The sequence below is a fragment of the Ruegeria sp. K5 genome, from assembly GCF_056531805.1.
Window position 1 is genome coordinate 359,879 of record NZ_JBQFML010000001.1, and the last position, 13,208, is coordinate 373,086.

Here is a 13,208-nt window from a genome sequence, read left to right on the forward strand (position 1 = left end):
GGGGCCTGTCGCCTCGGCGTTTTTGCGTTAAGCCAAGGGCATGAATATCGACGGACTTAGATTCTGTGTCATCGGCGGCGGCATCGGCGGGCTGGCCGCAGCGCTGGCTTTGCGCCAACGCGGGGCGCAAGTGACAGTGCTGGAACAGGCCCCCGCCTTGACCGAGGTCGGGGCGGGCCTGCAGATCAGCGCAAACGGGATGCGCGTTCTGCACGCCCTGAACGTGGTCTCGGACATCCCCGAACTGGGGCAGCGATCTTACGGCACGGTGTTGTGCGACTATCGCAAAGGGCGTGTGATCAGCCGCGTTCCGGGCCCGACGGCGGGGGCGACCTATTACTACCACCGCGCCGATCTTCTGGATCTGCTGCATGACGCGGCCAAAAAGGCGGGCGTGGACATACGATTAAATGCGCGCGTGACCCAGGTGCACAAGCACCCCGCAGAAGCCGAGATTGTGTTGGCTAACGGGGAACGCCTCCGCGCCGAATGTGCCATAGCCGCCGATGGCGGGCGAAGCGCCATCCGGCCCGACTTGAACGGGCCCGAGATGCCCAGTTTCACCCATCAGGTCGCCTGGCGCGCGACGCTCCCGTGGAGTGGTGCCGAAGCAGAGCCGCGCGCAACCCTTACAATGGGTCCACGCCGCCATGTGGTGACTTACCCTCTGCGCGACCAGAAACTCATGAATATCGTGGCAGTAGAAGAGCGGTCTGACTGGCAGGAAGAAGGCTGGCGCAAGCAGGGCGATCCAGATGATCTGCGCGCCCGGTTCGCTGACTTCGGTGGCCCCGTGCGCGATATTTTGGCCGAGGTGAAGGAAGCGCATGTCTGGGCGCTGTTCCTGCGGCCCGTCGCCCAGACATGGCAAAACGGGCGTGTTGCCTTGCTTGGGGACGCCGCGCACCCAACCTTGCCTTTCATGGCGCAGGGGGCCTGTCTGGCACTGGAAGACGCCTGGGTATTGGCGCGGTCCTTCACGGACCAATCGGGCGTGGCCCGCGCCCTTGCGGCCTATGAGGCAACACGCATCCCTCGCGCCCAGCGTGTCGTCGCCACAGCTGCCGCAAACGCCCGCAACTTTCACCTGCAAGGCCCCATGCGGTTTGCCGCGCAGCTGGCGCTTTCAGCCCTGGGGCCGCATCTGACGCGCCGGTACGAATGGATTTACAGCCACGACGTGACCGCCTGATCTGTCAGATCTCCAGATCCACCCAGACCGGAACGTGATCCGACGGCTTTTCATGCCCACGGACCTCGGCATCAATCCGGCAGTCGCGCATCAGGTCGGCGGCTTGCGGCGTCAGTAGAAAATGGTCGATCCGGATGCCGTCATTCCTGTTCCAGGCCCCCGCTTGGTAATCCCAAAACGAGTAGTGCCCGGGGCCTTGGGTGCGGGCGCGAAACGCCTCGGTAAACCCAAGATTCAGGATCTTGCGAAACGCCGCGCGGCTCTCGGGGCGAAACAGAGCATCCTCGCGCCACGCATCGGGGCGTTTGGCGTCGTCGGGCTGCGGAATGATGTTGTAGTCCCCGGCCATCAGCGCGGGTTCTTCACTGGCCATCAAGTCCTTGGCGCGCGCATATAGGCGTTCCATCCAGGCAAGCTTATAGTCGTATTTGGGGCCCGGAGCCGGGTTGCCATTGGGCAGGTACAGCCCGCAAATCCGTAAGGCCTGCTTTCCAACAACGGTTGCCTCGATCCAGCGCGCCTGCTCATCTTCGTCATCTCCGGGCAATCCGCGCGAAACATCCTCAAGCGGCAGTTTCGACAGGATGGCAACCCCGTTGAAACTCTTCTGGCCATGGGTTTCGACATTGTAACCACGCTCTTCGAACAACTCGCGTGGAAAGTTCTCGTCCACCGATTTGATCTCTTGCAGCAGAACGACATCGGGCTGCGCATCATCCAGCCACCGGGGCAGGGCCTCGGCCCGCGCCTTGATGCCGTTGATATTGAACGTGGCGATTTTCATGCGCGCTCCTCCGATGCCTCAGGGCAACCTATCGCGCAGAACCGGCCCAACGGCAAGGCGGATGGCGGGTTTGCGAGGCTCTGCCTCGCGCTCCGAGATTTTTATGGCCAGATGAAGACACGGATCCCTGCTTCATCTGGCTACAAATATCCCGGGGGTGTGGGGGCTGGCCCCCACCTGCGCTACATGGAAAAAGAGGTGCCGCAGCCGCAGGAGGAGGTGGCGTTGGGGTTCTCGATTACAAACCGCGCGCCGATCAGTTCCTGGGTGAAGTCGATGACGGCATTTTCAAGAAACGGCAGGGAAACGGAGTCCACGATGACCTTTTGGCCCTTGCCCTCAAGCACGAGATCGTCGTCCTGAGGTTTATCCAGCGCGATTTCGTATTGAAAACCGGAACATCCGCCGCCTTCCACCGCGACGCGCAGGGCCTGACCCTGATCTGCTGCGCCGATCTCGGCGAGGCGATCAAAGGCGCGTTCCGTGACTGTTGGGGGCAGATTCATGCCAATCTCCAAAGGTTTATTTCCTAAGCCGGGTACAATATATGAAACCTCAGGACAGGCGACAAGGACAAGACCTTTGGAAAGAGCGGGTTTTGCCTCGGACCCAGGCCGCGCACGGGGGCGGCTGGTACCGGAGGAGGAGAGCAGTTTTCGGTCATGCTTTCAGCGTGATCGCGACCGGATCATTCATGCCAGCGCGTTTCGGCGGCTCAAACACAAGACGCAGGTGTTTGTCGAACATGAGGGCGACAGCTATCGCACCCGTCTGACCCATTCCATCGAAGTCGCACAGGTGGCGCGTACCATTGCCGGGGCGTTGGGGCTGAACCCCGAACTGACCGAGGCCGTGGCTTTGGCTCATGATCTGGGACACACGCCGTTCGGGCATACAGGCGAGGACGCCTTGCACGCGCTGATGGCGCCCTATGGCGGGTTTGATCACAATGCGCAGGCCATTCGGATCGTGACCAAGCTGGAACGTCACTATGCCGAGTTTGATGGCTGCAATCTGACATGGGAATGTCTGGAAGGGATCGCCAAGCATAATGGCCCGGTGGTCGGCGAACTGCCCTGGGCACTGGCCGAGTGCAATCAGGGGTTTGACCTTGAACTGCACACCCATGCCAGCGCCGAGGCGCAGGTGGCGGCGCTTTCAGATGATATCGCGTATAACAATCATGATTTGTTCGACGGGTTGCGGGCGGGCCTGTTCACGGATGCAGACATTCAGAACCTGCCGATTGTCGGCGCGTGTTTTGCCGAGGTGGACGCCAAATACCCAGGCCTCGACCCTTACCGCCGTCGGCATGAAGCGTTGCGGCGGGTCTTTGGAGTTATGGTCTCGGATGTCATTGACACCTCGGCTGATCTGATTGCGGCCTCAGGGGCTGGGTCTGTCGAAGATATCCGGCACCTCGGGTATCCGGTCATCCAGTTCTCGGGTGATCTCTGGGCTCAGCTGAAAGAAATTCGCGCCTTCCTTTTCACGCGAATGTACCGCGCGCCTTCGGTGATGGAGGTGCGGGCCAAGGTCAGCAAAGTAGTCGAGGAGCTGTTCCCGATCTATCTGAATGACCCGAAACAGATGCCGGGTCATTGGCATGACGATATCGAAGCGGCCGGTGATGAGACGGCTTTGGCCCGGATCGTATCGGATTACATCGCGGGCATGACGGACCGGTTCGCCCTGCAGGATCATGCGCGGCTGACCGGAGGCTGATCACTCGATCCCGATATAGGCCAGTGCCCAGACCTGCTGACTGGCCTGTTCCTGCGCCAGATCGGGGTCGTCGGTGGGCGGGAAGACGATCATGGTCGGGCCATAGCCACCGATGCCCATCGGGTTGCTATCGGCGTGCGTGGCAACAATCGGTTGATGTGCTGAGATGCTGTCCCACGGGATTTCGGCCTGATAACCGTCCAACGCCATCGGCTTTGCCGTCTTCCCCTCGGCCCCGGCCATGGTCATCACATCTGACAGGCGCGGGCCGGAGAATGCGATGTCGCGCTGATTGCCTTCGGGGCCGTAGGCTATGGTGATCTCGACCTGTTCGAGCCCGTCCAGCATCACAGCATCGAAACCAGCCGCGCCGTCGTGCTGGACCTCAAGATAACCCAACAACCCGCCGTCATTCTCGCCGCGGGCGGGCAGGTTGGTCTCGGTCACGGCTCCGCCCAGTGTCAGCAGCACATGGCCCTGCGGCGCGGGTATATCGGCCCAGAGCGGCAGGGCGGTGGTCAGCATCAGGCTCAACGGCAGGGCAAGGCGCATTGTCGGATCTCCGGTTCGTGGATTTCTGCCGACACTAGCGGGCTTTGACGGTAAACCAAGCGCAAACTTTAGGCGTCCATTGACCTTGGCGTGGTGCGTGGTAAACCGCCCGGCAAGCAAAAGGACATCCGTAATGAACCTGTTTTCCGAGATCCGTGCCCTGGTACTGGACGCGCTGGCGCAGATGCAGTCCGAAGGCGCGCTGCCCGAGGGGCTGAGCTTTGACAACGTGGCGGTCGAACCTCCGCGCGACGCGGCGCATGGCGACATGGCGACCAACGCGGCGATGGTGCTGGCGAAACCGGCCAAGATGAAGCCGCGCGACATTGCTGATGTGCTGGCCGGGAAACTGGCCGAGGACGGGCGGATCACCAGCGCCGAGGTGGCCGGGCCGGGCTTTCTGAACCTGCGGCTTGCGCCGACCGTCTGGCAGGGCGTACTGGCGGCGGTGCTGGAGCAGGGCACCGACTATGGCCGCTCGACCATGGGGCAGGGGCAGAAGGTCAATGTTGAGTATGTCTCGGCCAACCCCACCGGCCCGTTGCATGTGGGCCATACGCGGGGCGCGGTGTTCGGCGATGCCTTGGCAAGCCTCTTGGCCTATTCGGGTCATGACGTGACCCGCGAGTATTACATCAACGATGGCGGCGCGCAGGTGGATGTGCTGGCACGCTCGGCCTATGAACGGTATCGCGAGGCCAATGGCCTCAGCCCCGAGATTGCCGAAGGTCTTTATCCCGGTGACTACCTGATCCCGATCGGTGAGGCGCTGAAAGAGAAATATGGCGACAGTCTGATCGACAAGCCGGAAAGCGAATGGCTGGAGGACCTGCGCGAGTTCTCGACCGACGCGATGATGGACCTGATCCGCGCCGATCTGAAGGCGCTGGGCGTTGAGATGGACGTGTTCTTCTCGGAGAAATCCCTCTATGGCACAGGCCGGATTGAGGCTGCGCTGGCGTCGCTGACCGACAAGGGCTTGATCTATGAAGGCGTGTTGGAGCCGCCCAAAGGCAAGAAGCCCGAGGATTGGGAACCGCGCGAGCAGACCCTGTTCAAATCCACCGAGCATGGTGATGACGTGGACCGCCCGGTCAAGAAATCGGACGGCAGCTGGACCTATTTCGCCCCCGATATCGCCTATCACTATGACAAGGTGAGCCGTGGTTTTGACGCGCTGATCGACGTGTTTGGTGCTGACCATGGTGGCTATGTCAAACGGATGAAGGCGGCTGTTTCGGCGCTGTCCGATGGCAAGGTGCCGCTGGATATCAAGCTGACGCAGTTGGTGAAGCTGTGGAAGAATGGCGAGCCGTTCAAGATGTCCAAGCGGGCCGGGAACTTTGTCACGCTGCGCGATGTGGTCGATCAGGTTGGCCCGGATGTGACCCGTTTCGTGATGCTGACGCGCAAGAACGACGCGCCTCTGGATTTCGATTTCGACAAGGTGCTGGAGCAAAGCCGCGAGAACCCCGTGTTCTACGTGCAATACGCCCATGCGCGGGTCATGAGCGTGCTGCGTCGCGCCGCCGAGGCCGGGATTGCCGCCGATGATGCGACGCTTACAGGTGCTGACCTCAGCAAGAACGATCACGCCTCGGAACTGACTGTGGCGAAGAAGCTGGCCGAATGGCCGCGCTTGGTGGAAATCGCGGCGCGCACCAATGAGCCGCACAGGGTTGCCTTCTATCTGTATGAACTCGCAGGGGATTTCCATGCATTGTGGAACAAAGGCAATGATGAAACCCAATTGCGCTTCATCCAGGATGGCGATGTTGCCACAAGCCAGTCGAAAATCGCCTTGGCGCGGGCTGTTTCTGTTGTGATTTCAGCGGGCTTGGGTATTCTTGGCGTCACTCCGGCGCAGGAGATGCGGTAACAAAATCGCCCGAAACGCCGGTCTGAGGTAGGCAAGAAATGACCCGCGCGCCGTGTTTTTAAGGCGCAAACGGGCAGTGAGGCGGACATGGCGAGTTACGATTACTCGGGGCAGCAAGGCCCCGAGCATATGCATTACACGAATCAACCGCATGCACAGGATGCGCACGCTGACGATGCGCCGCGTGGCTCTTTCGGGCTGGGCAAAGCGGTGAATGTGCTGGGGGCGGTGGCCTCTCTGGCGCTGGTCGCCGGTGTCGGTATCTGGAGCTACAAGTTGGTCATGCGGGATGTCAGTGGCGTCCCGGTCGTGCGCGCCGCCGAAGGGCCGATGCGTATTCAACCCGAAAATCCGGGTGGCCAGCCTGCCGACCATCAGGGGCTTGCCGTCAATGCCGTCGCTGCCGAAGGCTCGGCTGCGGCACCTGCGGATCGCCTGATCCTTGCCCCACGCCCGGTCTCGCTGACCGACGAAGACCTGCCCGCCGGAGAGTTGATGCCAACTCAGGCGCTGCATGTGATGGAAGAGCCGATTTCGAACCAGGAGGCGGCAGAACTGCGGCAGAACGCGGTTGACGCGCTGGTCGCTGAACTGGCGGGCGAGGCCGCGCGGAACCAGCAAGAGGCGGAACCCGGTGTGCAGGTTGCCGCGCTGGCGACGCCCGAAGAAGAACCCGCCATTGACCCCGCCGATCTGGCCGCATCTCTGCCTGATCCGGCGATTGCGGAACTGCCGGGCGTACGCCGCTCGCTTCGCCCCAACACGCGGCCCGCGCGCCGTGTTTCGGCCGCTGCTGCCTCGGAGGATGCGATCAATGCCGCCGTGAAGGCTGCGGCTGGTTTGGATGTTGACCCCGACACGCTGAGCAAGGGCACCCGTTTGGCGCAGCTTGGGGCGTTCGAAAGCGCTGATGTGGCCAAGGCGGAATGGTCTCGTCTGGATGGTCGATTTGGCGAATATATGAATGGTAAACAGCGTGTTATTCAGCGAACCTCAAGCGGTGGGCGCACGTTTTATCGCCTGCGCGTGCTGGGATTTGAAGACCTGAGCGACTCGCGTCAATTCTGCGCCGCGCTGGTGGCGCAAGGAGCTGACTGCATCCCGGTGGCCGTCAGGTGAGTTTCGGGGCCGTAATCACCGATGCCGAAGGTTTGCGGCTGACCGATGATGAAAGGGCCTTGTTCCGCGAGATGAACCCGTTCGGGTTCATTCTGTTTGCCCGGAATATCGAAAGCGCCGATCAGGTGCGCGCGCTCTGCGATGATTTCCGCGAATCCGTCGGGCGCAACTGTCCTATCACAATCGATCAGGAAGGCGGGCGCGTGCAGCGCCTGCGCGCGCCACTGGCGCGCGAATGGATGCCGCCACTGGATCACGCCGAACGGGCAGGGGATCAGGCGGAACGGGCCATGTATCTGCGCTATCGCCTGATTGCGCATGAATTGTTCGAGCTTGGGATCGACAGCAACTGCGCCCCAATGGTGGATACCGCACGGGCGGAAACCCATGCCTTTCTGCGCAATCGCTGTTATGGCGAGGATGCGGGCACGATTGGTCAGATCGGGCGCGCCGTGGCTCAGGCGCATCTGGATGGCGGGGTTCTGCCCGTGGTCAAGCACATGCCGGGCCATGGTCGGGCGACGCTGGACACCCATTTCGATCTGCCGCGCGTTGATCTGTCGCTGGATGAACTCACCGAAACTGATTTTGCGCCCTTCCGCGCGTTGAACGATCTGCCTATGGGGATGACGGCCCATCTGGTGTTCGAACAGATTGACCAGACCCCGGCCACGATCTCGGCCCCGATGATGCGCGTGATCCGCGAGGTTATCGGGTTTGAAGGGCTGATCATGACCGACGACATCTCGATGAAAGCGCTCAGCGGTTCTGTCGCGGACCTGTCGCGGCAGGCGCTACAGGCGGGCTGTGACGTTGTTCTGCACTGCAATGGCAGCTTTGCCGAACGGGCCGAGGTGCTGGAAGCTGCGGGCCAGATGACGCAGGCGGCGCAGACCCGCGCAGAGCGCGCCCTGACCATGCGCAAAACCCCTGCGGAACTTGACATTGAGGCCGCCGAGGCGGAACTATCTGCCCTAATGGGCGGGCAGGTATATGAACGATAACCTTTTCAGCGAAGACCCGGTCTCGGTCGCCGATCGGCTGGCCGCCGAGGCGCTGATTGTTGACGTTGACGGGTTCGAAGGCCCGCTGGATGTGCTGCTGACCTTGTCGCGCACGCAAAAGGTCGATCTGCGAAAAATCTCGGTTCTTGCGCTGGCGCAGCAATATCTGGCCTTTGTTGAAAAGGCGCGGGCGCTGCGGATCGAACTGGCCGCCGATTATCTGGTGATGGCCGCTTGGTTGGCCTTTCTGAAATCCCGCTTGCTGCTGCCGCCGGACCCGGATGACGAAGGGCCGTCGGGCGAGGAACTGGCGGCGCATCTGGCGTTCCAGTTGGAACGTCTGCAAGCCATGCGCGACGCCGCCGCGCGTCTGATGGCGCGCGACCAGTTGGGGCGCGATTTCTTCAAGCGCGGGCAGGGCGAGGATGTGACCCGCATCCGCACCGTGACCTATTCCGCCACGCTGCTGGACCTGATGCAGGGCTATGCGCGTATCCGCACCCGCGACGAATTCCGCCCCTTTGTGATGGACCGCGATGCCGTCTTCACGATGGAGCAGGCATTGGAACGAATGCGCCCGCTGATCGGGTTTGCGGGGACATGGACGGATATGGAGACCTATCTGCCCCAAGGCTGGGACGCCGACCCGGTGCGGCGCAGATCAGCCACGGCGGCGACCTTTGCGGCCTCGCTGGAGTTGGTGAAAGAAGGACACATGGAGATCAAGCAAAGCGACACCTTTGCCCCGATCCAATTGCGCAAGAGGACCGAAACACGTGACTGACACCCCCGAAGAGACCGGCACCCTGTTCGAAGCGCCCCCGTTGGCCGAGCAGGAACGCATGGTCGAAGCGGTGCTGTTTGCCAGCGCCGAGCCGGTCACCATTGCCGACCTCGAAGCGCGGATGCCTCATGGCAGCAACGCCGCGCAAGCGGTTGAATTGTTGCAGAAACGTTATGAGGGGCGCGGTGTTCGCGTTGTGCGCGTCGGCGACGCGTGGGCGATCCGAACCGCTGCCGATCTTGGTTTTCTAATGCAAAAAGAAACGGTCGAGACCCGCAAGCTAAGCCGTGCGGCAATCGAAACGCTGGCTATCGTGGCCTATCACCAGCCCTGTACTCGGGCCGAGATCGAGGAAATTCGTGGTGTCTCGGTGTCTCGCGGGACCATCGACCAGTTGCTTGAGATGGAGTGGATCAGGCTCGGCCGCCGCCGGATGACGCCGGGCCGCCCGGTGACGTTCGTGGTGACGCCGCAGTTTCTGGATCACTTCGGGCTGGAAAACGCCCGAGACTTGCCCGGGCTGAAAGAACTGCGCGCCGCGGGGTTGCTGGAAAACCGCCCACCGCCGGGCACTATCCCGCTGGGGGAAAGACAGGACGACGCTGAGAATGAGGATCAAAGCGAGCTGTTCGAGGAAGAGTGATCGCGCCGCCCTTTTGTTGCCGCACAGGATGCCTATCTTGTGGTTTGAGAAACGGAGTTGAGCAATGAATGCCAATCGGATCATCGACATGATCGTGCGACAGGTCATGCGCCGTCTTGTCAACAAGGGCGTGGACAAAGGGTTTGATATGGCCGCCCGCAAAGGTCAAAAGCCCGATGCAGCGCCGGGTCCGCAGAAACGCCCCAACACGGCAAATCACGCAAAGAACCTGCGCCAAGCCCAGCGGATGACGCGGCAGATGCGCCGGTTCATGAAGTTTTGAGAACTACCCTACGGCCTTGAAATGTTTGGACAGTTTCAGGCCCTGACCCTGATAGTTCGACGCAATGCCCGCACCGTATAGCTGCGTAGGCATCTCGGCCATTTTCTCATAAACCAACCGCCCGACGACCTGCCCGTGCTCCAGCACAAACGGGGCCTCGTGGCAGCGTACCTCCAGCACTCCGCGCGACCCGGCACCGCCTGCGGCGGCATGGCCGAATCCGGGGTCGAAGAAGCCCGCGTAATGCACGCGAAACTCGCCGACCATGGCCAGATAGGGGGCCATTTCGGCGGCATACATGGGCGGGATATGCACCGCCTCGCGGCTGACCAGAATGTAGAACGCGCCGGGGTCGAGGATGATGCGACCGTCTGTGGTGCGCACCTCTTCCCAGTATTCCTGCGGGTCATATTCGCCGATCCAGTCCAGATCGATCACCCCGGTGTGGGGCTTGGCGCGGTATCCCACCAGATCACTGTCGGGCAATTGCAGATCGACCGAGAACCCCAGCCCGTCCTGAATCACCGCAGGCCCATCGACCAAAGGCGATTCCCCGTGCAGCGTCATCAGTTCCGCGTCGGTCAAAACGGCCTGTCCCTGACGGAACCGGATCTGGTTCAGGCGCATCCCCGGACGGACAAGCACCGAGAATGATCGCGGGCAAATCTCGGCGTATAGCGGTCCGGTATAGCCTGCAGGAACCCGGTCAAACTCGGTCCCGCCATCGGTGATGGTACGTGTCAGCAGGTCAAGACGCCCGGTCGAGCTTTTGGCGTTGGCCACGGCCGTGATGCTGTCGGGCAGGGCCAGCGATTCCATCAGCGGCACCAGATAAACGCAGCCTTTTTCCAGAACGGCCCCGTCGGTGATGTCGATGCGGTGCATCTCGAACTCGGCCAGCCGGTCGGCGACTGAGCGCCCTTCACCGGCCAGAAACGACGCGCGTACCCGGTAAGCCACTGTTCCCAAACGCAGATCAAGACTGGCCGGTTGCACCTGTGCAGGGATCACATCCGGGCTCGCGGTGATCTCGCCGCGCGTGATCATCGCTTCGATCTGTTGATTTGGACATACACCTGTCATTCCGATCCCCCCTGATGCCAGAGCGGGATCTGGCCTGTCTGCCATAAACGTCGGTGTGATTTGGTCGGGCTAGCAGGACTCGAACCTGCGACCTTCCGTCCCCCAGACGGACGCGCTACCAGGCTGCGCCATAGCCCGACGTTGAGGTGTTCATAAAGAATTTCCCGGCAGGGGCAAGAGGAAAACACTGCCTTTTTGTCCTATCCCGCCGCTTGGGTTTCGACCCGATCCAGCCATTTGCGCAGGTCTTTCGCCAGCGGCGCGATTCGGCCCAGAAGTTCCTCATCAAACTCGGACCGGTTCCAGGCCAGTGAGGCGATTCCCCCCATCAGTGGGGCCGCGTCCAGTTCGGGTTCCTGCGCGGGTGCGACGTCTGGCCGCGCCGCCTGCGGTTCGCCCAAATCCATATGAATCTGTTCCGACGCTGGGGCAGGGGCGGAGGTGAAGGGTACGACAGTATCATCACCGGCGTTTTCAGACGCTGTGACATCGTCCAGCTCTGGCGACAGCGACGCCACATGCGCGATGCCCTGTTCGCGCAGAATGCGCTGCACGCCTTTGATCGTTATGCCATCTTCATGCAGCAGCTTTTTGATACCGCCCAGCAGGCGCATATCATTGGGGCGGTAGTACCGCCGTCCTCCGGCCCGTTTGACAGGTTTGACCTGGGTAAACCGGCTTTCCCAAAACCGCAGAACATGGGCCTGAACACCGAGCCAGTCCGCAACCTCAGAGATTGTGCGAAACGCGTCGGGAGATTTGCTCATGTCCGTGCGGCCCTCGGGTTACTTGCGATTCCCGGCAGCGACGCGATCTTTCATCAGATGCGACGGGCGGAAGGTCAGCACGCGGCGCGGCTGAATCGGAACCTCTTCGCCGGTTTTGGGGTTGCGACCGATACGGGCGGTTTTGTCGCGAACGCTGAACGTACCAAAAGACGAGATTTTCACCTGCTCGCCGCGCACCAAAGCGTCAGACATGTGGTTCAGAACGCTTTCGACCAGCTGTGCGCTTTCGTTGCGTGAAAGGCCCACCTCACGAAAGACGGCCTCGCTCAGATCCATTCGGGTCAGTGTTTTGTCGCCCATACCTTTTTCCCCTGTTGATATCAAAGCATAGGGTCCACGCAAATTCGCTGTCAATATCAATGAATTGCAGGCGGGTGTGTAAGCTGGAATGCGCTTGTTACCAGCGCAGGACAACCGCGCCCCAGGCCAAGCCGCCGCCGATGGCTTCGGTCACCAACAGATCGCCGGGCTTGATTTGACCGCGCTGTTTGCCCACCGACAGGGCCAGCGGGATCGAGGCGGCCGAGGTGTTTCCGTGGTCCTGCACGGTTACGACCACGTTTTCCATCGGCAGGCCCATTTTCTTGGCGGTGCCTTGAATGATGCGGATATTGGCCTGATGCGGCACGATCCAGTCGACATCCTCGTTGGACAGGCCAGCGCTCGACAGGGCGGTTTCGGCCGTTTTGGTCAGCTTTTCAACAGCGTGACGGAAGACCTGATTGCCTTGCATGCGCAGATAGCCGGTGGATTGCGTCGATACGCCACCATCCACGTACAGCAACTCCCGATAGCGCCCGTCCGAATTCAGATCGGTTGCCAGAATGCCCCGGTCATCTGAGGTGCCGTGGCCTTCCTGATGCTCAAGCACCAATGCCCCAGCGCCATCGCCAAACAGCACGCAGGTCGAGCGGTCGGTCCAGTCCATGATTCGCGAAAACGTCTCGGCCCCGATGACCAGAACGCGTTTGGCCTGACCCGACAGAATCAGCGCGTTGGCGTTGCTGAGGGCAAAGACAAACCCGGCGCAAACGGCTTGTACGTCAAAGGCAAACCCCTTGGTCATGCCCAGCCGCGCCTGAACCATCGTCGCGGCGGAAGGGAAGGTCAGGTCAGCGGTCGAGGTGGCCAGGACGATGGCGTCGATATCGTCCGCCTCAAGCCCGGCATCCGCAAGGGCCGCCTGGGCGGCGTTGGTGGCCAGATCCGAAGTGGTCTCGCCCTCGGCTGCAAAATGGCGACGTTCGATCCCGGAGCGGGTCCGGATCCATTCATCGGTGGTGTCGAGTGTCTTTTCGAACTCGGAATTCGGAACAACGCGTTCTGGCAAATAATGCCCGACACCTACAACAACTGAGCGGCCTGCCATGCT

15 protein-coding genes and 1 tRNA gene are annotated in these 13,208 nt (G+C 61.5%); 8 read left to right on the plus strand and 8 right to left on the minus strand.

The features are described 5' to 3' along the window. The first annotated feature begins 40 nt into the window (after positions 1-40). Entirely contained in the window at positions 41-1,192 is a 1,152-nt protein-coding gene (locus ACR0MO_RS01860; RefSeq protein WP_170450052.1) for an FAD-dependent oxidoreductase, read from the plus strand. A 4-nt stretch (positions 1,193-1,196) separates the two neighbouring features. Here the strand turns inward: ACR0MO_RS01860 and xth are convergent, their stop codons facing one another. Beyond that, complete coding sequence (xth, locus tag ACR0MO_RS01865; protein ID WP_170450054.1) at positions 1,197-1,976, minus strand: exodeoxyribonuclease III; 780 nt, start codon at positions 1,974-1,976, stop codon at positions 1,197-1,199. 182 nt (positions 1,977-2,158) lie between these two features. After that, positions 2,159-2,482 carry a HesB/IscA family protein gene (locus ACR0MO_RS01870; RefSeq protein WP_170450056.1) on the minus strand — a complete coding sequence of 108 codons (324 nt, stop codon included), beginning with the start codon at positions 2,480-2,482 and terminating at the stop codon, positions 2,159-2,161. 76 nt (positions 2,483-2,558) lie between these two features. Between ACR0MO_RS01870 and ACR0MO_RS01875 the strand changes: the two genes are divergently transcribed. Next, on the plus strand, positions 2,559-3,701 hold the full coding sequence (locus ACR0MO_RS01875; RefSeq protein WP_480889447.1) for a deoxyguanosinetriphosphate triphosphohydrolase: 1,143 nt from the start codon (positions 2,559-2,561) through the stop codon (positions 3,699-3,701). Here ACR0MO_RS01875 and ACR0MO_RS01880 read toward each other — a convergent pair whose 3' ends face one another. Next, on the minus strand, positions 3,702-4,253 hold the full coding sequence (locus ACR0MO_RS01880; protein ID WP_170450060.1) for a molybdopterin-binding protein: 552 nt from the start codon (positions 4,251-4,253) through the stop codon (positions 3,702-3,704). Positions 4,254-4,386: 133 nt separating this feature from the next. Here ACR0MO_RS01880 and argS point away from each other — a divergent pair, with 133 nt between their 5' ends. The 6 genes from argS (at position 4,387) to ACR0MO_RS01910 (ending at position 9,965) form a co-directional block, all read left to right on the plus strand. Continuing rightward, a complete protein-coding gene (gene argS / locus ACR0MO_RS01885) occupies positions 4,387-6,132 on the plus strand; it encodes an arginine--tRNA ligase (protein WP_170621951.1) in 1,746 nt (581 codons plus the stop codon). An 87-nt stretch (positions 6,133-6,219) separates the two neighbouring features. Then, positions 6,220-7,251, plus strand: a complete 1,032-nt coding sequence (locus ACR0MO_RS01890) for an SPOR domain-containing protein (protein WP_170621950.1) — start codon at positions 6,220-6,222, stop codon at positions 7,249-7,251. Continuing rightward, the gene (gene nagZ, locus ACR0MO_RS01895) at positions 7,248-8,255 is read left to right on the plus strand and encodes a beta-N-acetylhexosaminidase (protein ID WP_170621949.1); all 1,008 of its coding nucleotides are present in this window, start codon (positions 7,248-7,250) and stop codon (positions 8,253-8,255) included. The genes ACR0MO_RS01890 and nagZ overlap by 4 nt, the downstream gene beginning before the upstream one ends. After that, entirely contained in the window at positions 8,245-9,039 is a 795-nt protein-coding gene (locus ACR0MO_RS01900) for a segregation and condensation protein A (protein ID WP_170450066.1), read from the plus strand. Before nagZ ends, ACR0MO_RS01900 begins: the two co-directional genes overlap by 11 nt. After that, positions 9,032-9,682: an SMC-Scp complex subunit ScpB gene (gene scpB / locus ACR0MO_RS01905; RefSeq protein WP_170629146.1), complete on the plus strand. Its 651-nt coding sequence runs from the start codon at positions 9,032-9,034 to the stop codon at positions 9,680-9,682. Before ACR0MO_RS01900 ends, scpB begins: the two co-directional genes overlap by 8 nt. A gap of 64 nt (positions 9,683-9,746) precedes the next feature. After that, a complete protein-coding gene (locus ACR0MO_RS01910) occupies positions 9,747-9,965 on the plus strand; it encodes a hypothetical protein (RefSeq protein ID WP_170450070.1) in 219 nt (72 codons plus the stop codon). A gap of 3 nt (positions 9,966-9,968) precedes the next feature. Here the strand turns inward: ACR0MO_RS01910 and ACR0MO_RS01915 are convergent, their stop codons facing one another. The 5 genes from ACR0MO_RS01915 to ACR0MO_RS01935 form a co-directional block, all read right to left on the minus strand. Beyond that, entirely contained in the window at positions 9,969-11,048 is a 1,080-nt protein-coding gene (locus ACR0MO_RS01915) for a 2'-deoxycytidine 5'-triphosphate deaminase (RefSeq protein ID WP_480781027.1), read from the minus strand. Between the two features lie 61 nt (positions 11,049-11,109). Then, positions 11,110-11,186, minus strand: a tRNA-Pro gene (locus ACR0MO_RS01920). A gap of 62 nt (positions 11,187-11,248) precedes the next feature. After that, complete coding sequence (locus tag ACR0MO_RS01925) at positions 11,249-11,815, minus strand: MerR family transcriptional regulator (RefSeq protein ID WP_480889453.1); 567 nt, start codon at positions 11,813-11,815, stop codon at positions 11,249-11,251. Positions 11,816-11,833: 18 nt separating this feature from the next. Beyond that, positions 11,834-12,136, minus strand: a complete 303-nt coding sequence (gene ihfA, locus ACR0MO_RS01930; RefSeq protein WP_008755922.1) for an integration host factor subunit alpha — start codon at positions 12,134-12,136, stop codon at positions 11,834-11,836. A gap of 97 nt (positions 12,137-12,233) precedes the next feature. Beyond that, entirely contained in the window at positions 12,234-13,205 is a 972-nt protein-coding gene (locus tag ACR0MO_RS01935; protein ID WP_170621946.1) for a beta-ketoacyl-ACP synthase III, read from the minus strand. Positions 13,206-13,208 lie beyond the last annotated feature (3 nt).

Bases quoted from the DNA above. Each gene is read 5' to 3' on its own strand.
- ACR0MO_RS01915 (WP_480781027.1), bottom strand. From the start codon at position 11,048: ATGACAGGTGTATGTCCAAATCAACAGATCGAAGCGATGATCACGCGC.
- ACR0MO_RS01860 (WP_170450052.1), top strand. From the start codon at position 41: ATGAATATCGACGGACTTAGATTCTGTGTCATCGGCGGCGGCATCGGC.
- ACR0MO_RS01900 (WP_170450066.1), top strand. From the start codon at position 8,245: ATGAACGATAACCTTTTCAGCGAAGACCCGGTCTCGGTCGCCGATCGG.
- ACR0MO_RS01935 (WP_170621946.1), bottom strand. From the start codon at position 13,205: ATGGCAGGCCGCTCAGTTGTTGTAGGTGTCGGGCATTATTTGCCAGAA.
- ACR0MO_RS01925 (WP_480889453.1), bottom strand. From the start codon at position 11,815: ATGAGCAAATCTCCCGACGCGTTTCGCACAATCTCTGAGGTTGCGGAC.
- ihfA (WP_008755922.1), bottom strand. From the start codon at position 12,136: ATGGGCGACAAAACACTGACCCGAATGGATCTGAGCGAGGCCGTCTTT.
- ACR0MO_RS01910 (WP_170450070.1), top strand. From the start codon at position 9,747: ATGAATGCCAATCGGATCATCGACATGATCGTGCGACAGGTCATGCGC.
- ACR0MO_RS01880 (WP_170450060.1), bottom strand. From the start codon at position 4,253: ATGCGCCTTGCCCTGCCGTTGAGCCTGATGCTGACCACCGCCCTGCCG.
- xth (WP_170450054.1), bottom strand. From the start codon at position 1,976: ATGAAAATCGCCACGTTCAATATCAACGGCATCAAGGCGCGGGCCGAG.
- argS (WP_170621951.1), top strand. From the start codon at position 4,387: ATGAACCTGTTTTCCGAGATCCGTGCCCTGGTACTGGACGCGCTGGCG.
- ACR0MO_RS01870 (WP_170450056.1), bottom strand. From the start codon at position 2,482: ATGAATCTGCCCCCAACAGTCACGGAACGCGCCTTTGATCGCCTCGCC.
- ACR0MO_RS01890 (WP_170621950.1), top strand. From the start codon at position 6,220: ATGGCGAGTTACGATTACTCGGGGCAGCAAGGCCCCGAGCATATGCAT.